At 61.3% G+C, this 19,828-nt stretch carries 18 protein-coding genes; 1 reads left to right on the plus strand and 17 read right to left on the minus strand.

The genetic code is table 11. From position 1 onward, the window contains the following. Positions 1–7: 7 nt before the first annotated feature. The 16 genes from metK to K1W69_RS12210 all read right to left on the minus strand — a co-directional run bounded on the left by metK (position 8) and on the right by K1W69_RS12210 (position 17,662). Positions 8–1,249: a methionine adenosyltransferase gene (metK, locus tag K1W69_RS12135; protein ID WP_220228609.1), complete on the minus strand. Its 1,242-nt coding sequence runs from the start codon at positions 1,247–1,249 to the stop codon at positions 8–10. 302 nt (positions 1,250–1,551) lie between these two features. Then, on the minus strand, positions 1,552–1,968 hold the full coding sequence (locus tag K1W69_RS12140) for a helix-turn-helix domain-containing protein (RefSeq protein WP_220229317.1): 417 nt from the start codon (positions 1,966–1,968) through the stop codon (positions 1,552–1,554). Between the two features lie 163 nt (positions 1,969–2,131). Further along, positions 2,132–3,712 carry an apolipoprotein N-acyltransferase gene (lnt, locus tag K1W69_RS12145; RefSeq protein ID WP_220228610.1) on the minus strand — a complete coding sequence of 527 codons (1,581 nt, stop codon included), beginning with the start codon at positions 3,710–3,712 and terminating at the stop codon, positions 2,132–2,134. A gap of 164 nt (positions 3,713–3,876) precedes the next feature. Further along, on the minus strand, positions 3,877–5,064 hold the full coding sequence (locus K1W69_RS12150) for a hemolysin family protein (protein ID WP_220228611.1): 1,188 nt from the start codon (positions 5,062–5,064) through the stop codon (positions 3,877–3,879). 6 nt (positions 5,065–5,070) lie between these two features. Next, positions 5,071–5,592 (minus strand): rRNA maturation RNase YbeY, encoded by a 522-nt coding sequence (gene ybeY, locus K1W69_RS12155; protein WP_220228612.1) that lies wholly within the window; start codon positions 5,590–5,592, stop codon positions 5,071–5,073. After that, positions 5,589–6,644 carry a PhoH family protein gene (locus K1W69_RS12160; RefSeq protein WP_220228613.1) on the minus strand — a complete coding sequence of 352 codons (1,056 nt, stop codon included), beginning with the start codon at positions 6,642–6,644 and terminating at the stop codon, positions 5,589–5,591. Before K1W69_RS12160 ends, ybeY begins: the two co-directional genes overlap by 4 nt. A 16-nt stretch (positions 6,645–6,660) precedes the next feature. Continuing rightward, positions 6,661–8,052: a tRNA (N6-isopentenyl adenosine(37)-C2)-methylthiotransferase MiaB gene (gene miaB, locus K1W69_RS12165; RefSeq protein WP_220229318.1), complete on the minus strand. Its 1,392-nt coding sequence runs from the start codon at positions 8,050–8,052 to the stop codon at positions 6,661–6,663. Positions 8,053–8,193: 141 nt separating this feature from the next. Then, a complete protein-coding gene (gene olsA / locus K1W69_RS12170; protein ID WP_220228614.1) occupies positions 8,194–9,003 on the minus strand; it encodes a lyso-ornithine lipid O-acyltransferase in 810 nt (269 codons plus the stop codon). Positions 9,004–9,067: 64 nt separating this feature from the next. Then, the gene (gene rimI / locus K1W69_RS12175; protein ID WP_220228615.1) at positions 9,068–9,565 is read right to left on the minus strand and encodes a ribosomal protein S18-alanine N-acetyltransferase; all 498 of its coding nucleotides are present in this window, start codon (positions 9,563–9,565) and stop codon (positions 9,068–9,070) included. Next, complete coding sequence (tsaB, locus tag K1W69_RS12180) at positions 9,555–10,244, minus strand: tRNA (adenosine(37)-N6)-threonylcarbamoyltransferase complex dimerization subunit type 1 TsaB (protein WP_220228616.1); 690 nt, start codon at positions 10,242–10,244, stop codon at positions 9,555–9,557. The genes rimI and tsaB overlap by 11 nt, the downstream gene beginning before the upstream one ends. Positions 10,245–10,389: 145 nt before the next feature. Further along, positions 10,390–10,956, minus strand: coding sequence for a NifU family protein (locus K1W69_RS12185; protein ID WP_220228617.1), 567 nt, complete (start codon positions 10,954–10,956; stop codon positions 10,390–10,392). Between the two features lie 149 nt (positions 10,957–11,105). Further along, a complete protein-coding gene (locus K1W69_RS12190; protein ID WP_220228618.1) occupies positions 11,106–11,597 on the minus strand; it encodes a universal stress protein in 492 nt (163 codons plus the stop codon). Positions 11,598–11,675: 78 nt separating this feature from the next. Beyond that, positions 11,676–12,740, minus strand: a complete 1,065-nt coding sequence (trpS, locus tag K1W69_RS12195; RefSeq protein ID WP_220228619.1) for a tryptophan--tRNA ligase — start codon at positions 12,738–12,740, stop codon at positions 11,676–11,678. Positions 12,741–12,819: 79 nt separating this feature from the next. Next, a complete protein-coding gene (locus K1W69_RS12200) occupies positions 12,820–13,224 on the minus strand; it encodes a VOC family protein (RefSeq protein WP_370688237.1) in 405 nt (134 codons plus the stop codon). Next, positions 13,221–14,831 carry a murein biosynthesis integral membrane protein MurJ gene (gene murJ / locus K1W69_RS12205; RefSeq protein ID WP_220228620.1) on the minus strand — a complete coding sequence of 537 codons (1,611 nt, stop codon included), beginning with the start codon at positions 14,829–14,831 and terminating at the stop codon, positions 13,221–13,223. Before murJ ends, K1W69_RS12200 begins: the two co-directional genes overlap by 4 nt. Next, positions 14,828–17,662, minus strand: a complete 2,835-nt coding sequence (locus K1W69_RS12210; protein WP_220228621.1) for a [protein-PII] uridylyltransferase — start codon at positions 17,660–17,662, stop codon at positions 14,828–14,830. The genes murJ and K1W69_RS12210 overlap by 4 nt, the downstream gene beginning before the upstream one ends. A 237-nt stretch (positions 17,663–17,899) precedes the next feature. Here K1W69_RS12210 and K1W69_RS12215 point away from each other — a divergent pair, with 237 nt between their 5' ends. Continuing rightward, positions 17,900–18,814, plus strand: a complete 915-nt coding sequence (locus tag K1W69_RS12215) for a ribokinase (protein WP_220228622.1) — start codon at positions 17,900–17,902, stop codon at positions 18,812–18,814. Between the two features lie 9 nt (positions 18,815–18,823). On the opposite strand, the gene K1W69_RS12220 is transcribed toward K1W69_RS12215, so the two are convergent. Continuing rightward, on the minus strand, positions 18,824–19,768 hold the full coding sequence (locus tag K1W69_RS12220; RefSeq protein ID WP_220228623.1) for a nucleoside hydrolase: 945 nt from the start codon (positions 19,766–19,768) through the stop codon (positions 18,824–18,826). Positions 19,769–19,828: the final 60 nt, after the last annotated feature.

A 19,828-nucleotide genomic window follows, 5' to 3' on the forward strand; every position in this document is an offset into this window, starting at 1 on the left:
ACGTCCTTCAGTCGCGGACGGCTTCCTTGAGTGCTTTGACAAGATCGGTCTTTTCCCAGGAGAAAGAACCGTCGCGACCGCCTTTGCGACCGAAATGTCCATAAGCCGCAGTCTTTGCGTAGATCGGCCGGTTCAGATCGAGATGCTTGCGGATGCCGGAAGGCGAAAGATCCATGACCGCGCGGATCGCCTGCTCCACCTTCTCGTCGCTGACCTTTCCTGTGCCATGCAGATCCACATAGACTGAAAGAGGCTGCGAGACGCCGATCGCGTAGGAAAGCTGGATCGTGCACCGTTCAGCCAGCTTCGCGGCGACGACGTTCTTGGCCAGATAGCGCGCAGCATAGGCGGCCGAACGGTCGACCTTGGTCGTGTCCTTGCCGGAAAATGCGCCGCCGCCATGCGGCGCTGCGCCTCCATAGGTGTCGACGATGATCTTGCGGCCGGTCAGGCCGGCGTCGCCGTCCGGGCCGCCAATGACGAATTTACCCGTCGGATTGATGTACCAGTTGCAGTCGTCTGCAATCGGCAGCCCTTCCAGAGCTTCCCGAATAAAGGGTTCGACGACCGCCCGGACCTTTTTCGAATCCCAGTCCGGCGCGAGGTGCTGGGTCGACAGGACGATCTGCGTGACCTCGGCGGGTTTGCCGTCTTCGTAGCGGACTGTCACCTGGCTCTTGGCGTCCGGACCGAGCTGACCCGCATCGCCCTCGCCGCTTTTGCGGGCATCGGCCAGGAGCCTCAGGATCTTGTGGGAATAATAGATCGGCGCCGGCATCAGGTCCGGCGTCTCGTTGCATGCGTAGCCGAACATGATGCCCTGGTCGCCGGCGCCCTCATGGCCCTGCATGTCCGACGCGCTGTCGACGCCCTGAGCGATGTCGGCGGACTGCGAATGCAGCAGCACGTCGATCTTGGCGGTTTTCCAGTGGAAGCCGTCCTGTTCGTAGCCGATGTCGCGGATTGCGCGGCGCGCAGCGGAGCGGAAACGCGACGGATTAATGACCTCGCAGCCGTTCTTGTCCGTCTTCATCAGCGACGGCGGAACCCGGACTTCGCCGGCGATGACGACGCGATTGGTGGTCGCCAGGGTTTCGGCGGCGATGCGGACGTTCCACGGATCAACACCCGTTTTGCGGGCTTCCCTGTATATCAGATCGACGATCTCGTCGGAAATCCGGTCGCAGACCTTGTCGGGATGCCCTTCGGACACCGATTCACTCGTAAAGAAATAATTGTTGCGAGACATATTCTACCCCAACGGAGAGGCAGTGTGGCGGAATTGACGTTCACAGGAAAGCCAGATCCGCAAACCACCCCGGACTCATTATCTTGACAGTGCCCGTTCCCGGACACGCGCTGGCAGTGGTGTTATTGAAGAAGGCGCCCAAAAACAAGCGCAGAACGACATAAATATATCTTGATATGATTTTTTCGCGACCTGAAGGCGGCGAAGACCAACGCAAATTGCGCACAGACATCACAAGAAATGACAGCCTCGAAAGGCCGTCATTTCATCGAATCCGATTTCTTGGGAGGGAATCCGTCTGGTCAGTCGGCTTCCGCCGCGGCGAGCGACTTTACGAGATCGACGATCTTGCGGCGAACCTTGGGGTCCTCGATCTTGACGAACGCACGATTGAGCTGAAGACCTTCCGAAGAAGAAAGAAAATCGACCACGTAGTTGGAGCTGGAAGCTTCCGAGCTGCCGCCACGTCCGGTTGACGGGTCGCCCGGCGCGTCTTCAAAGAAGAAAGACACCGGAACGTTAAGTATAGAGGCGATATTCTGCAGACGGCTGGCGCCGACCCGGTTCGTTCCCTTTTCATACTTCTGGATCTGCTGGAACGTGATGCCAAGCGCTTCTCCGAGCTTTTCCTGGCTCATTCCGAGCATTGTCCGTCTCAGACGGATGCGGCTTCCGACATGGATGTCGATAGGATTGGGCTTTTTCTTGTTTACGATCATATTCATTTCAAGTTTTCCCGCGGGTACTAAACAAATCCCGCCGTTTGATTGACGATTTAGATGCCGACTGCCAGATTCCCTCGCCCCTGAAACGAACCTTAAACAACACAAACATCAAGCGTAGGTGTAGTACGGCCGAATATGCAATTTTGGATCTTTGACGTCAATTGCTGCGCGAGAGAAAACCGAAACGACAACTGAGCGCCCACGCCAAAAGTACTGCGATTATCACCAAAAATAGCAAAGACCTGCCTATACTACCCACAATTAAATGGCGTTTGTACGGAATATTTAAATCCACAGATGCAATCACGTTTTGTAAAAGTCCATCTAATACTTGGCCTCGTGCATTAATTCCTGCAGATATTCCATTGTTTGCTGCACGAATCATTGGCAGGCCGGTTTCAACCGCTCGCACTTGCGCCTGCCGGAAATGCTGCCAGGGGCCGGGCGTTACACCGTACCAGGCGTCATTGGTCACGTTGACGATGAAGTCGGCCGCCGGGCCTGCTGCGTCAACGCCGTCCGGAAAGATCACCTCGTAACAAATCAGCGGAAGAAAGTGGCGACCATCGGGCAATGGCGCCGTGGCGCGACTGCTTGCCGCGCTGAAGGCGCCCGGCATGGTGGCGATGGCCTGAAGGCCGATGCTTTCCATCAATTCCTGGAACGGCAGGTATTCGCCGAAGGGAACAAGGTGGACCTTGTCGGCCGCGGTGACGATTTCACCGGCGTCGTCGATGACGAGAATGGAATTGTAGTAGCGCGTCGCGCCGCCGCTGTTTTCTTGCCTGACCGCGCCCGTCAGGAGCACCTGCCCTTCCTGCAGCATGTCGGCGATGCGGCCGAGCGCATCGGGATTTTCGGTCAGGAGGAAAGGCAGAGCCGTTTCCGGCCAGACGATCAATCCCGGACGCGCCCCGCTTCCCGCATTTGCGCTGCTCAGACGCAGCAGGGTGCTGAAGATCTCCTCGCGCTCTTCGACATCCCATTTGCTCGATTGAGGGACAGAAGGCTGCACAATGCGCACGACCGCGCCACTATCCGCCTCATCGCCCGGCTGCGCCAGCGACCAGAAGCCGAAACCGATATGGGCTGCGACAAGCAGCGCCGCAACGAGCAAAGCGGCGCGCAGACCGTCGCGCGTGACAAGCAACGCAGGAACGCTCGCGACGAACACCGTGAGCGCCGACACGCCGTAAATCCCGACAATCATGCTCGACTGCATCAAAAGCGGCGTCGGCATCGCGCCATAGCCGATCGTATTCCAGGGAAACCCGGTGAATACGAACCCGCGCAGCCATTCGGCCAGCCCGAAAGCGAGCGCCAGGGCTGCGAGACGTCCCGCGCCGTCGCACCACATGGCGCGGGCGAGCGCGGCGGCCAGCCCGTAAAACACGGCGAGCATGGCGGGAAGTCCGAAAACAGCAAAGGGCAGCGCCCAGACAAAGGCGTAGCCTTCTGCGAACAGTGCGTTGGCGAGCCACCACAGACCGGCGACGAAATATCCGAAACCGAACCACCAGCCGGTCCAGAACGCCGGAGACAGCCGACGCAGGAAGCCTGCGTCGGGATCGCCTGTTGCGCCGTCCAGCAGCCAGACGAGAAAAGGGAACGAGACGAACAGGACTGCGAAGAAATCGAAGGGGGCCAGCGCCAGCACCGCCAGCGCGCCGGCGCCGAACGCACACGCCCACCGGCTTGCGCCCCAACTCAGCGTAATCTTTCCGGCAAGTCGCTCCATCGCTTCCCCGTTACAGGCGGACCAACTGGCCGCGCCGGCGTGACGCACCAAATCAACCGACCCGCTTTGCTGCGCGCCGAACGAACGCGAATCAACTGATTCGGACTGCGATGATGGTGTAGAACAATTCCCGCCGGCGCAAAACTGCGGCAAGAATCCAGAGGCTACCGGCTGAGTTCGCTTTCCTGCGCCTCGGCGGGGTGTTCGGCAGGTTGCGGCGGAACCGGATCGTTGGAGTTATCGGCCTCGACCTTGACCGGAACCGGTCTGCGGCGGCGTTCGGCCACCCTTTGCCTCACGATGCGCACGCGGCGAATGCGGCGCGGATCGGCCTCAAGCACATGGAACTCGAAATGTGGCAGCGCCTTGACGACTTCGCCGCGCGCCGGAATGCGCCCGAGGATGGAGAAGATCAAACCGCCGAGCGTGTCGACTTCCTCTCCCTTGTCTCCGACGTCGAAATCGCCGCCGATCACCTCCGCGATATCGTCGAGCTCCGCCTTGGCGTCGGCGATGAACACGTCTTCGGATTGCCGCGAGATCATTTCGGCCTCGTCGTCATGTTCGTCCTCGATGTCGCCGACGACGGTTTCCACGATGTCTTCCAGCGAAACGAGACCGTCGGTCCCGCCATATTCGTCAATGACCAGCGCCATCTGCGTCCGCGTAGCCTGCATCTTCTGCATGAGGTCCGACGCAAGCATGGACGGGGGCACAAACAGGACGTCGCGGACAAGGCCGGCCTCGTGAACCGTCTTGTTGAGGTCAACCCGCGCGAGATCGAATTTTTCAACCTTGCGCGGCCGCTCGCGCGTGCTCGCTGCGCCGCCATTGTCCGCCTTGGCTGCGGCTCCGTTACTGGCGGGCGACCGTCGTCGCCCACGCGCCTGTTTGGTGATATGCGCGAGAAAATCGCGAATGTGAACCATGCCGCGGGGATCGTCGAGCGAATCGCCGTAAACGGGCATACGCGAATGGCCTGACTCCTCGAAGATTTCAAGCAGCTCGCCAAGCGTCACCGATTGGTCGACCGAACGGATATCGGCGCGCGGCACCATCACGTCCTCGACGCGAAGCACCCGGAGCTTCAGAATATTGTCGAGCATCGCGCGCTCTTCCGGGCGGAAGGTCGCGCCGGCGCCGCTTGCGCCAAGGGCTTCGTTGAGCTCCTCGTCGGGGTGCTGCGTCATGCCGCCCCTGATCAGCCGGACAAGACGGCTCCAAAGCGAGGGCTGCAACTGCGGTTTCAGGTTTAGCGGTACGAGCGCCCGACTACTCCCCGGCTCGTCGCCGGATCCATCGCCCGTTTCGGCGGCTACGGAAGGAGCGGCCGTCGTTTTATTCTGGTTCATCTATCCTCAAACCGGATCGGTGTCCTCATAGGGGTCAGATAGGTTGAGTTTCGCCAAAATGCGAGTCTCGAGATTTTCCATCACACGCGCTTGCCCGTCATGTATGTGATCATACCCTAGCAGATGAAGCAGTCCATGCACCAGCAAATGCGTCAGATGGTTATCAAAAGGGATCTCCAGGCTTTCCGCCTCGCGCGCGATCGTATCATACGCCAGAACGATATCGCCCAGGAACACGCCCGGAATATGGCCGGGTTCGAGCGGCGCGGACGGAAACGACAGAACGTTGGTCGGCGCATCCTTCGAGCGCCAGCGGCCATTGATGAGCCGCATCTCCTCGTCCTCGGTAAAAAGCATCGACACCTCCGTCCCGTTTTCGGGAAACGGCTGGCCATGCTCTGCCAAATAGTCAGCGGCGCAGCCCAGCACACGCTCGCACATCGCCGACAGGACGCCTTCCGGCTCCCATTGCCCGCCTTCGACCGAAACTTCGATCAGGAGTTTCTTCGATTGTGCGGGCGAGTTCATTCGGTGTCCGGCTTGCCGCTTTCATCGACCATGCGCTGCTCCGAATCGTAGGCCGCGACGATGCGCGCAACGAGCGGATGACGGACAACGTCGGTCTCCGTGAAGCGCACGGTGACGACGCCTTCGACGCCCCGAAGGATGTGCAGCGCCTCGACGAGGCCGGAGCGCTGACCGCGCGGAAGGTCGATCTGGCTCGGATCGCCGGTGACGATCATCCGGGCATTTTCGCCAAGCCGCGTCAGGAACATCTTCATCTGCATCGACGTGGTGTTCTGCGCCTCGTCGAGTATCACCGCGGCGTTGGCGAGCGTGCGCCCGCGCATGAAGGCCAGCGGCGCAATCTCGATAACGCCGGCGGTGATCGCCCGTTCGACCTTGTCGCCGGGCATCATGTCGTAAAGGGCGTCATAAAGCGGACGCAGATAGGGATCGACCTTCTCCTTCATATCGCCGGGCAGATAGCCAAGCCGTTCGCCGGCCTCGACCGCCGGGCGCGACAGGATGATCTTCTCGATCTCGCCGCGTTCCAGAAGCTGCGCCGCGTGGGCGACGGCGAGATAGGTCTTGCCGGTGCCCGCAGGCCCGACGCCGAAAACCAGTTCCGCGCGATCCATGGCGCGGATATAGGCGTCCTGGGTCGGCGTGCGTGCGGCGATCGTCTTCTTGCGGGTGGCGATCTGGGCAAAGGACATGCGGCCCTTGCGCTCCATGGTCGGCAAGGTGAGCTGGTCGTCGGCCGCGACCGACATGCGGATCGCGCCCTCGACGTCGGACGATTGCACCTCGGCGCCTTCCTGCAGCCTCTCATAGAGATAATCGAGGGCGCGGCGCGCCTGGTTCGTCGCCTCCTCGGCGCCGTGCAGCGACACCTGGTTGCCGCGGGCCCGCGCATCGACGCCCAGCTTCTGCTCGATCAGCGCAAGGTTCTGGTCGAACTGGCCGAAAAGCTCTGAGGCGAGACGATTGTTCTCGAAAGTCAGGACTATGTGGGTGGCGTCTGAAGCGCCGGCGGGATTTCTGTTCGGTCTGCTGCTCGTCTGACTCGTGCTCAACAGCGGGCTCCTGGCCTCAAATCCGGTCGGCAAACAGCGAGTTTGCCCCGGTCCGGGTGATTCTCACCCTGATAATGTCACCTATTTGCGACGACATTGCATCAACAATTACCGGCTGCAGCCATGGAGACCGGCCGACGAGTTGTCCGGGCAGCCTGCCCGGCTTTTCCAGCAGCAGGTCGATATCGCGGCCGACGCAGGATTCGGCGAACTCCGACTGATGCTGCGACAACAGCGCCTGAAGCCGCTGCAGGCGTTCCGATTTGACTTCTTCGGCAACATGGTCAGTGCGTTCGGCGCCGGGCGTGCCCGGTCGGGGCGAATACTTGAACGAGAAGGCCTGCGCGTAACGAACCTTCTCGACAAGCGCCAGCGTGTCTTCGAAATCACCTTCGGTTTCACCCGGAAACCCGACGATGAAATCTCCCGAAAGGGCGAGACCGGGCTGCGCGGCGCGGATGCGGTCGATCAGTCCGAGATAGTCGTTGGCGGTGTGACGGCGGTTCATCGCCTTCAGGATCCGGTCGGAACCGGCCTGCACCGGAAGATGCAGATAGGGCATCAGCTTGTCGAGATCGCGATGCGCCTCGATCAACGCATCGTCCATGTCGCGCGGATGGCTGGTCGTGTAGCGCAGACGCGCCAGGCCGTCGACGCCGGCCAGATGGCGAAGCAATTCGCCGAGCCCCCATTCGCGGCCGTCATCGCCTTCGCCATGCCAGGCGTTGACGTTCTGGCCAAGCAGCGTGATTTCCCTGACGCCGCCAGCAACAAGCCTGCGCGCCTCCGAAACGATCTGCGACACTGGCCGCGACATTTCCGATCCGCGCGTATAGGGAACGACGCAGAAGGTGCAGAACTTGTCGCACCCCTCCTGAACGGTGAGGAAGGCTGTGACGCCGCGCGCTGCGATCGCCTTTTTCTCAGGCTCCGGCAGGTTTTCGAACTTGTCCTCGATCGCATAGTCGGTCTCGACGACCTTCTCGCCGTCGCGCACCCTGGCGATCGCGTCCGGAAGTCGATGATAGGTCTGCGGCCCGATCACCAGATCGACGATCGGGGCGCGGCGCAGGATCTCTTCGCCTTCGGCCTGAGCGACGCAACCGGCAACGCCGATCAGCATTTCCCGCCCCTGGCCCGCGCGCTCCTCCTTGAGGCGGCGAATGCGGCCCAGTTCGGAATAGACCTTTTCAGCCGCCTTTTCGCGAATATGACAGGTATTGAGAAGCAACAGGTCGGCGTCCTCCGGACTGTCCGTGCGCTCATATCCCTCCCGCCCCAGCGCATCGGCCATGCGCTGGGAATCATAGGCGTTCATCTGGCAGCCATAGGTCTTGACGAAAACCTTGCGGGTATTGTCTCCTGCAGATTTCGTCGACGTCTCGTCTGTAAGGGCTTCCAACTGCATGCTCGCTTCTACCGACTTTGCGAATCCGCTCAACTGATCCGCGTCCTTCCTAGCATCTTTGGGGATTTCGGGCACGCAATTGCGGCTCTGGGGCGAAGAGTCAAGACAAATCCGGCGTTTCAACGCCTCGCACAGGCCAAATCACGCCGATTCCCTGCCTGCTTCGTAACCGTAAAGCCGCTTCTGCAGCATTCTGCGCACCTGCTGTTCGGCGCTGCGACTGACAAGCTTGCGATTGGCTGAACTGTCGAAGATCACGGTTTCTCCGAAACAGACGTGAACATCGACGCTGCCTTCCTTCAAAATGGCCAAAAGATGCGGCGGCAGTTCGACGTCGCCAGGCCAGGCGGCCATCGGCCTGCCGTAGCGGCCAAGCGGCAATCCGTTGGCGTGGGTGTAGGCAAGCGCGACAGGCTGGATCGCGACGCGTCCTTCAGGCGATGCGTCGAGCGCCGACGCGGCGGCGCCGAAAAGCGAACTCTTGAACGGCAACACCCTATTTCCATCCGACGTCGTGCCTTCGGCGAAGAGCACGACGATTTCACCATCGGCCAGGCGACGCCCGACTTCGGAAACCTGATTGCCCGTATCGCGACGACGCTCCCGCTCGACGAAGACTGTCCTCTGCCAGACAGCCAGCCAACCGAAGACCGGCCAGTCCTTGACTTCGGACTTGGCGATAAAGACCACATCGGCCACGGCGGCGAGCACAATGATGTCCATCCATGAGCTGTGATTGGCGACAAGCAGCGCCGGACGCCGCTTCTCAAGCTGGCCATGTCGTATGATCTTGAGACCAAGAACCCGGCGCGCAATCCTGTGCCAGTAGCGCGGTAGATACCAGGACAGCTTCCAGCCGAAACGGTTGCCGATCAGTTGTACCGGCAACAACACAATGGTCACCAGCACAACCAGCGCAAGACCCGAAACGATGCGGATCCATGCTATCATCGGCGGCGTTTCTCGGTCATGCGAGAAGACCATATGTGCGGAATGTCGAAGGCATCATCGGCCTTTATCCAAGATCGAGGCGCATGACAAGCGCCGCGCTTTTCGCAGCGTTCCTGTCACCATAATAGCGGTCGCGCCGCGCCACTTCGCCGAAACCCAGCTTGCGATAGAGCGCGATCGCCGCGGCGTTGGTTTCGTCGACTTCGAGAAACAGCGCCTCCGCTCCCTCGGCGCGCAGATGTCGGATCACCGCGCCCATCAGCCGCCATCCCATACCCTGGCGTCGCCCATCCGGCGCAACCGCGATCGTCAGGATTTCCGCTTCGCCAGCGGCAAGCTGCGCCAGCACGAAGCCCATGGCGGTCCCCGCTTCCCTGCCGCCTTCCGGGCGCGCAATGAAGCCGAAGACCGTCGACTTGTTCATGAGCGTATTGATTTCCCCGTCGCTCCAGGGGCGAGTGAAACCCGTGGCGTGCAGCCGCGATGCTTCCTGGCAGTCCTGAGATGTCATGACGGCGATATCGAATTCGACCTGCCGCCGGAACGGAAACCTATGTCTCATGCCCTGTCATACGCCTTGCAACTGCAAATCCCTGCTGTGGCTTCGCATCGGGAGATCTCAAATAGAGCGGACCTGGCGACGCCGCGTCAGGCGCGCGCTGTGCGCCAAGCCTGGCGATGGTTTCAATGTCCGGCGTCGCTGCCGTCTTAGCGATGGTCAGGCCGGACACATCGAATCCCGGCTGTGCAGCTATGATGTCGGCGCCCGAGCCGACAAGAACCGCGCTGTTGTCGGCCGCCAGAGCCATCGCCTCCCTGGGAAGCATGGCGCGAGCCTCCGACGGTTTACCTTCTGATGGAAACAGCTGGGCGTAGACTTCGCCGCGTCTTGCATCAAGCACGGCCATAACAGCGCGTTCATCTTCCACCTCGGCGGCAAGCGCCTCGAGGGCGGTGACGCCGACCAGCGGTATGTCGAGCGATAACGCCATGCCGCGCATGGCCGCAACGCCCACGCGGATCCCGGTAAAGGATCCGGGTCCGACGCAAACGCACAACCGGTCAACGGATTGATAATCGAGGTCGGACAGATCGAGCGCCTTTTCGATGACCGCGAGCAGTCTTTCGGCGTGACCCCGGCCAATGTCTTCGACAGCGCGCCCGGCTACGCGCCGCGTTTGCGAATCGTAGAGGCAGGCGGCGCAGAGATGCGCGGCGGTGTCGACGGCAAGCAGTTTCATCGGATGTCCGGTTTCCGACAGTTGAAAATGCGCAGCTTATAGAGCCGCGGCCGCAAAGAGAAAAGGCCCGGTCGATTGCGAAATCAAACGGGCCAGCAAGCTTTTCTCCGTCTCACCGGAATTCAACCTGAAATCAGGCCAGACCTCAGACCGCTTCGACTTCCTGCACTTCAGGAATGAAATGACGCAGCAGGTTCTGAATGCCGTGCTTGAGAGTCGCCGTCGAAGAGGGGCAACCGGCGCAGGCGCCCTTCATGTTGAGGAAAACCCTGCCGTCGCGATATCCCTTGAAGGTGATGTCGCCGCCATCCTGGGCAACGGCCGGCCGAACACGGGTTTCAAGCAATTCCTTGATGGTGGCGACGATCGGCTCGTCATCCGCATCGAAGAATTCGCCATCGGCTCCGGCTTCGTCTGTGGAGGCGTCGCTGGCCATCACCGGATCGCCGGACATGTAATGTTCCATGATCGTGCCGAGAATAGCCGGCTTGAGGTGCTGCCATTCGGCGTCGTCCTTTGTAACGGTTATGAAGTCATAGCCGTAGAAAACGCCGGTGACGCCCGGAATCGAGAACAGTTTTGCAGCAAGCGGCGATGATTCCGCAGCCGCGTCGGCATCCCGGAAATCGGCCGTACCGTCCTCCAGGACGACCTTGCCCGGCAGGAATTTGAGCGTCGCCGGATTTGGGGTTGCTTCTGTTTGAATGAACATGCTTCGTCTCCGGGCGGAAATTCCGCCTTTTTGGAATTATTCCAGATTATAGGCTTCGGACCATGCGTCTTCAAGACGTCGAGGCCTGTCCTGGCGTCTATATAGAGTTTAACACTCAGGATTGAAACAGCGGTCGGAATTTCGAAGAATCAGCAGAGCGCCTCGATATCCTCGTCGCCCAGGCTCGCCGGAATGACCGTGACGGGAATCGGAAACGCCGCGCCGCGGCCGGCTATTGTCGAGACCAGCGGTCCGGGGCCTTCCTTGGCTAACCCAGCGGCAAGAACCAGAATGGCGATATCCTGGTCTTCCTCGATAAGGGAGTGGATCTCTTCGGCTGTATCGCCTTCGCGAATTTGGGTTTCCGGCTCGATGCCGACGCGCTCGCGCACCATGGCTGCGAATTTGGCGACTGCTGTTTCGGCTTCCTCGTGCGCTTCTGCCTTCATGATCTCCTCGACGCCGAGCCAGTGCTGGAAATCACCAGGCTCGATGACATAGATCATGACAAGCGTGCCGTTGGTCCGCTTCGCCCTGTTCGCCGCATAATAGACGGCGCGCTCGCACTCAGGCGTCTCGTCGATGACGGCAAGAAACTTGCGTTTGTGGCCTTCGACCCTGGAAAGTCTTTTCGAAACCATGAACGGACTCTGCCATTTCCCCGGACGTCGACAACCGCGACAACTGAATCATAGCGGTTCGCCGATGATTTGGGAAGCTCAGTCGATGAGGCCGATGATCGACTTGACGTCGCGCATCGTCTGTTCGGCTATGGCCGAGGCCCGCTCGCCGCCGTCCTTCAACACGGCGTCGATATGTCCCGGGTCATCAAGCAGACGCCGCATTTCCACGCTGACAGGCGACAGCACCTCGATCGCAAGATCCGCGAGCGCCGGTTTGAAGGCCGAGAACTGCTGGCCGCCGAATTCGTCGATGATGTCCTGTTTGCTTCGATCGGAAAGAGCCGCGTAGATACCGACGAGATTGTCGGCTTCCGGCCGCTCGGCAAGCCCGGCCACATCGCCCGGGAGCGGTTCCGGATCGGTCTTCGCCTTGCGGATCTTCTTCGAAATGGTGTCGGCGTCGTCAGTGAGATTAATCCGCGACAGGTCCGAGACGTCCGATTTGGACATTTTTTTCGTTCCGTCCCGCAGACTCATGACGCGCGGCGCCGGCCCGTCGATCAGCGGCTCCGTCAGCGGGAAATATCCCTTTATCTTTTCCTCGCCCACTGTCATCGCAACGTCCAGTCCGCATTGCTGAATGCGGTTCGAAAAATCGATGTTGAATTTCTGGGCGATGTCGCGCGTGAGTTCCAGATGCTGCTTCTGGTCGTCGCCGACCGGGACATGGGTGGCGCGATAAACGAGGATATCGGCGGCCATCAAGCTCGGATAGGCGAGCAACCCCAGCGACGCGTTCTCGCGATCCTTGCCGGCCTTGTCCTTGAACTGCGTCATGCGGTTCATCCAGCCGATGCGCGCAACGCAATTGAACACCCAGGCCAGTTCGGCGTGCTGCGGCACCCGGCTCTGGTTGAACACGATATGCGACTTCGGATCGATGCCGGAGGCGAGAAACGCAGCGGTGATCGATCGCGTCTGGTGCTTGAGATCCTCGTGCACCAGCTGGGCGGTGATCGCATGAAGGTCCACCACGCAGTAGATGCAGTCGTGGCTGTCCTGCAGCGCGACGAATTTGCGGATTGCGCCGAGATAATTGCCGAGATGCAGATTGCCGGTCGGCTGAACCCCGGAAAAGACGAGCGGTTTGAATTCAGACATGGATCGTTACGCGATAACTTTTTCGGTTGGACAAGTCGCGGCGGGTTATGCACGGGGCGCCGGCCAGGATCAAGGAAAATCAGGTATGGGCAGGTTCGATCAGATCCCAACTGTTGCCGAAGGGATCGCGGAAGACAGCGACTGTTCCATAGGCTTCAAAGCGCGGCTCCTCGATGAATTCGACGCCCCGATCCAGCATTTGCCGGTGATCGCGAGCGAAATCGTCGGTGTGCAGAAAGAACCCGACGCGACCGCCCGTCTGCCGTCCGATCGCCGCTCGCTGCGCATCATCGGTCGCTTCGGCGACAAGCAACGACGCCCCGTTTCCGCCCGAGGGGCGGACGAGAACCCAGCGTTTGCCTCCGCCGAGCGGCGTATCCTCCACGAGATCGAAACCGAGCGTTTCGGTGAAGAAGGCGATGCCTTCATCATAGCTTGGCACGAGAAACGTCACATGGGCGATGGCGCGCATTGGGCCGTTCATTCCTCTTTGGCCGGATTGGCCGGTTCGTCTGAATCGGCGCTGGACGTTTTCCGGCCCCGTCGCATCAGCTTCCTGAGCTGCGACAGTTCAAACACGCCCGTCAGGATCGCGAAGGACAGATAGAACCCGCCTGCAACAGCAATGACCAGCGCCATCAGGCCAATCCTGACAAGAATATTGCCGTCAAGCAGCACCGGCCCGATCCATCCGGACAGTACAAAAAGCAGGCCGCCCATCATCGCGGATCCGACGATGATCAGAAGAATGCGCCGGCCTGTCAGCGCGGAGGGCCTGAACGTATTGTAGCGGAACAGCGCGCCGGCGAGCAGCAGCGCATTGACCCAGCCGGCAAGCGACGTCGCGATGGCGATGCCGAGCACGCCGATTTGTGGAAACAGGATCAGACTTCCGGCGATGTTGACCGCGGCGTTGGCGCCTGCGAAGACCATTGGCGTGCGCATGTTCTCCCGGGCGTAGTAGGCCGGTGTGAATATCTTGTTGAGAACGAAGGCCGGAAGTCCGGCGGCGAAGCCCGCGAGCACCGAGGCCGTCAGCAGCGTCGTCTCGCGACCGAACGCGCCCCGCTCGAACAGCAGGGCGACGAGTTCCGCCGGAATGACGATCAACGCCACGGCCGCCGGAACAGTCAGCGCAAGGCCGAATTCGAGACTGCGGTTTTGCAGGTATATCGCTTCCTTTATGTCCTGCGCCTTGAGCGCGCGGGACAATTCCGGAAGCAGCACTACGCCCACGGCGATGCCGATGACGCCAAGCGGAAGCTGTTCGATGCGGTCCGCGTAGTTGAGCACCGATATGGCGCCGTCCTGACCCGAGGCGATGACCTGACCGACCAGCAGATTGAGTTGCGTGATGCCGCCGGTTATGGCCGCAGGCAGCGCCAGCCAGAGCAGCCGCCGGACGGGCTTCGACAGGCGCGGCCTGGCGATCTGAAGACCGAAGCCTGTGCGCCTGACGGCAGCGTACAGCAAGGCAAATTGCAGGAGACCCGAAATGGTGACGCCGGCGGCGAGCGCGATACCGACAGTGTCAGGCGCGAAATCATTGTAGAGAGCGACGAGCAGCACCAGCACGAGCACGATATTGAGCAGGGTGGGCGCGAGCGCGGCCAAAAAGTACCGCCGGTAGGAATTGAGAACGCCGGACAGCATGGCGACCAGCGACATGGCTGCGAGATAGGGAAACATGACGCGTGTCAGCAGCACCGTCAGATCGAACTTGTCCGGCGTGTCGGCGAATTTCGGCGCGATCACCGTGCCGACGAGGAACGGCATGAAGATCATCGCCAGCGCCGAGAGCGCAATCAGGATGACCAGCAGCACCGAAAGTACCTGTCGCGCGAACACCTCGGCCGCCGCCTGCCCGCCACCCTCCAGTTCCTTTGCGAAGAGCGGAATGAAGGCTGAGTTGAAGGCTCCCTCGCCAAGCAGGCGCCGAAACAGGTTCGGAAAGCGAAAAGCCGCGTAGAACGCGTCGGCCACCGGACCGGCCGCCAGCAAGGCCGCAATCAGCGCCTCGCGGACGAAGCCGAGAACGCGGCTCGCCATGGTGGCGGAGCCGACACTGGCGAACTTGCCGACGAGGCTCATGACCGACCGCCGCGGCGCATCACCGGCGCGGGCGGCGCGATGATGCCGGCCGGCATCTTTTCGCGCATGTCGTCCTCGACGCCGGCGACGGCCGCTCTCAGACGCGCGATGATGTTGGCCTGCTTGTTTTCGTTGACGATCTTGTGACCGACGAGATCGCGCACATAAAAGGTGTCGATCACCCGCTCGCCGAAGGTGGTGATGTGGGCCGAGCCGATATCGAGAGACAGATCCGAAAGCACAGCGGTCACATCCGACAGCAATCCGACGCGGTCGAGTCCCTCGATCTCGATAACCGTAAAATGATCGGACAGCGTGTTGCTGATCGAGACCTTGGGCGTGACTTTGAACGGCCGCGTCCGGCGCCTCCTGGTCTTTTTGGTCGCGATGACTTCGGGCAGGTACTTGCGGCCTGTGAGCACATCCTCGATGACCTTGCCGATGCGTTCGCCGCGACGCAATTCATCGCTGTCATCGTCGAATTCCCGGTTGATCATGATGGTGTCCAGGGCGCGTCCGTCGGTGGTCGTGAAGACCTGAGCGTCGGCGATGTTCGCTCCGGCGGCCGCGCAGGCGCCGGCCACGACGGACAACAGCCGCGGATGGTCGGGCGCATAGATGGTGATCTCTGTGATGGCGTGAAAACAATAGGTGCGAACCATGGTCGCCAGCACCTTGTCTTCCTTCCGGGTTTCGCGGATGAACTCGGCGTGCCGGACCTGATCCTCCGTCGAAACCGACAGGAGGTAGGGTTGATAATGCAGCTTGACGTAGTCGTCGCGTTCTTTCTTCGTCCAGCCGTCGAGTTCTTTTGCAAGCGCCGCGCGCGCATCCGCGGCGCGCTGACGGGCCGAAGCGGCGGTGAAGCCGCCTGTGAGCGTCAGTTCCGTTTCGCCATAAAGCGTGCGCAGGAGTTGGCCTTTCCAGCCGTTCCAGACGCCCGGCCCGACGGCCCGGATATCGCATACCGTAAGGCACAAAAGCATTCGCAGGCGGTCGAGCGACTGCACCGTGTCCGCGAAATCGACAATCGTGCGACGATCGTGCAGGTCCCGGGTCTGTGCGACCAGCGACATGACCAGATGCTGTTCGATCAGCCAGGCCAGAAGATCGGTCTGTCCGCTGCTGAAGCCGAAGCGAGGCCCGAGCTTGCGCGCAATCCTGGCGCCTTCGACGGAATGATCTTCCGGACGGCCCTTGGCCACATCGTGCAGCAGGACGGCCGCATAGAGGACCTCTCGGTCCTTGATGTCCGGCATGATGCGAGCCACCAACGGATGCGAGCCTTCCTCCTCGCCGCGATCCAGCCGCGCAAGAATGCCCACCGCGCGGATGAGATGCTCGTCGACGGTGTAGTGGTGGTACATGTTGAACTGCATCATCGACACGATCTTGCCGAATTCGCGGATGAAGCGGCCGAGCACGCCGGCCTCGTTCATCCGCCGCAGGATCAGTTCCGGATCGCGGCGCGAGGTGAGGATGGAGAGGAACAGCCGGTTGGCCTCCTCGTTCTCCCGCAGCTCGGTCTTGATAAGCCCGTGCGAGCGGGTCACCAGCCTGAGCGCTTCCGGATGGAACTTGAGCTCGTGGATATCGGCCAGGTGAAACAGCCGGATCAGGTTGACCGGATCGCGCCGAAACACCTCGTCGTCCAGGACATTGATGCGGCCATGATCCTCGATGAAATCGGTCGTGCCGGGAATCTTCTTGGGCCGCTGCGAAAAGCGCCGCAGCACGCGCCTGAGCGACGGGCTTTCCTTGGCTTGTTCGGCTTCCAGCGTGGAGCAGAAAATGCGCGTCAGGTCGCCAACGTCCTTGGCGACAAGGAAATAGTGCTTCATGAATCGCTCGACGGCCGAAAGGCCCGGGTGGTCTTGATAGCCGAGGCTCGCCGCGATTTCGCGCTGGATGTCGAATGTCAGCCTTTCCTCCGCCTTGCCGGTGAGAAAATGCATGTGGCAGCGCACCGCCCACAGAAAATCGCCCGACTTGTCGAACAGGTTCGCCTCGCGGCGCGACAGCACGCCGAGCTTGACGAGGTCGCGCGACGCTGCGGCGTCATAGTGATACTTGGCAAGCCAGAACAGGGTCTGAAGGTCGCGCAGGCCGCCCTTGCCCTCCTTGATGTTCGGCTCGACCAGATAGCGGCTGTCGCCGGCCTTGCGGTGGCGCGCATTGCGCTCGTCCAGCTTGGCGGCGATGAATTCACGCGTCGTGTTCTTCATCACGCTGCCTTCGAAGCGCTGCGCCATTTCGCTGTGCAGCTCCGGCGATCCGCAGATCAGCCGATGATCCAGAATGGCCGTGCGAATCGTCATGTCGGAGCGGGACAGACGGACGCATTCATCGATGTTGCGGGTGGCGTGGCCGACTTTGAAACCGAGATCCCACAACATGTAGAGAATGAATTCGACGACGCTCTCCGTCCAAGGCGTTTCCTTGTAGGGCAGCAGGAACAGGAGATCGATGTCGGAACCCGGCGCAAGCGTTGCGCGACCGTATCCGCCAACTGCGACGACCGACAGGTGTTCCGCGGTCGACGGATTGTCGACGCGAAATGCGTGCTTGACCGCGTAGTCGAATATGCCTGCGATGACGACGTCCTGGAACGCCGAAAGCCGCTGTGCGCACAGGATCCCGCCGCCATCCTCGTCGAGCATGGCGCGGATCGTCTGGCGGCCTTCCCTGATCGTTTCCTTGACAAAGAGGAACAGCGCATTGCGGGCCGCCGGAGAGGCCGGATCGGGATGATCCTGCGCAATGGCCGTCAGCGCGCGCGCAAATCTTTCCGTCTCGATAATACGGTCTAGCTGAAGGTCTTTCGATGCCATGGGCGACCGGTTTCACTTTCCTACTGCTGCGGGGGAATTGCTGTATACCGTTTTGCGACCGAGGGCCACCGGCAATCCGGATCAACAATCACCGCAGGGTTGCTATAGATATTTTCGATGGATTGGCGGCAAGTATGTGTTTCCTATCGTGATTTGACGTTGTAAATCAGCCTGAATCGACAGATCGAAGGCTTGCCCGGTTACGCCGGCCCTTCGCTGCACCAGGAAAAGGCGTTCATGATTACAGTACTCGGCTCGATCAATATGGACCTCATCGCCAAGGTCGAGCGGTTTCCGAAACCGGGGGAAACGGTAGGTGGAAAGGCCTTCTCGACCTCGGCCGGCGGCAAGGGCGCCAACCAGGCGCTGGCGGCGCGGCGCGCCGGAGCAGGCGTTGTGCTATACGGCGCGGTCGGCAAGGATTCCTTCGCCGAACAGTCGCTGGAACTGCTGAGGGCCGAGAAGGTCAATCTCGAAGCCGTCCGCTCGGTCGACGATGTGACTGGCATCGCCATGATCCTCGTCAACGCCGAAGGAGAAAACCAGATCACCGTCGTGCCGGGGGCCAATGGCCGGCTTGACCGGATCGACGCGGCCTATGCGGTGCAGCAAATGAATCCTGGAGATCATCTGCTTTTGCAGATGGAAATCCCCGCCGATGCGCTGAGAACCGCGCTCACCAACGCCCGCAAGGCCGGTGTCTCCACGTTGCTCAATCTTGCGCCCTTCACCGCCGAAGCTGCGGAGTTGGCCAAGCTCGCGGATATCCTCATCACCAACGAGACGGAATTCGCCGAATTGTGCGGCAAGTCCGAGCTTGCGACCGAAGAGCGCGACGCGGAACTTGCCAGGATGCACGAAGAGTCGGGCCAGACGATCGTCATCACGCTTGGCGCGGAGGGGGCCCTTGCCGCCCGGCACGGCCAGATCAGCCGCGTCGCGGCGATGGATGTCGAAACCATCGACACGGTGGGCGCCGGCGACACGTTCTGCGGCTATCTGGCCGCTGCGCTCGACAACGGCATGGAGATCGGCTCGGCCCTGCAGCGCGCGACCATCGCCGGGAGCCTCGCCTGCATGCACGAAGGCGCGCAGCCGGCTATCCCCGCCGCCAGCGATGTCGACGCCGCGCTCGAGATTTTCGTTCTGTAACGGTTTCGCCTAAAGCCGCGCGAGATGCTCGGTCAGGAGGGCGTAAAAGCCGTCCGCGTCGACATCACGGATGACCAGCGCATTGTGCCGACGGTCGGTGACCTGCCACCAGTCGACGACCGTCATGCCCTCCGTCAGCGGTGACGCGGTCTCGATCTCGACATTGCACTGGCGCCCGGAAAACAACTCCGGCTTCAGGAGCCAGGCGATCACTGTCGGGTCATGCAGCGGACCGCCGTCCGTGCCGTATTTGGCCTCGTCGTAGCGCTCGAAGAATTCCAGCAGTTCGACGGCCGCCTTCGAAACCGGCGTGCCGAGCCTGTGGATCGCCTGCAGGCGCGAACGGGTCGTCAGGCACTGATGAGTGACGTCGAGCGGCATCATGGTGATCGGCGCGCGTGAGGCGAAGACGGCGGCCGCGGCCATCGGATCGACATAGATGTTGAACTCGGCCGCCGGCGTAATGTTGCCGCCCTCGAAGAAGCCGCCGCCCATCATAACGATACGGCCGATCCTGTCGGCTATTTCCGGCGCGCGCTGCAGCGCCATGGCGATATTCGTGAGCGGGCCGAGCGTGCAGAGCGTCACCTCTCCCGGCGGATGCGCAAGCAGCGTTTCGATAATGAAATCGACGGCGTGGCCCGGCTGCAACGGCATCGTCGGCTCAGGGAGATCCGGCCCGTCCAGGCCCGTCTTGCCGTGGACATTCTCAGCCGTGACCAGCGGCCGGTCTGTCGGTTCGCTGGCGCCGGCGAATACCCGTATGTCGGTTCGTCCGGCAAGTTCGCAGACCTTGCGGGCGTTGACGCTGGTGAGCGCCAGCGGCACGTTGCCGGCCACCGCCGTGACGCCCAGCACCTCCAGCCTGTCGCTGGCGAATGCCAGAAGCATGGCCAGCGCGTCGTCCTGTCCGGGATCGGTGTCGATGATGATTTTCTGAACGGTATCCTGCATGCGGCTCCCCAAAATATCGCGCGACTATGGGCCCGGGCCGACCCGAAAGGCAAGCGCGGC

The organism is Flavimaribacter sediminis (assembly GCF_019492055.1).
GTDB lineage: Bacteria > Pseudomonadota > Alphaproteobacteria > Rhizobiales > Rhizobiaceae > Flavimaribacter > Flavimaribacter sediminis.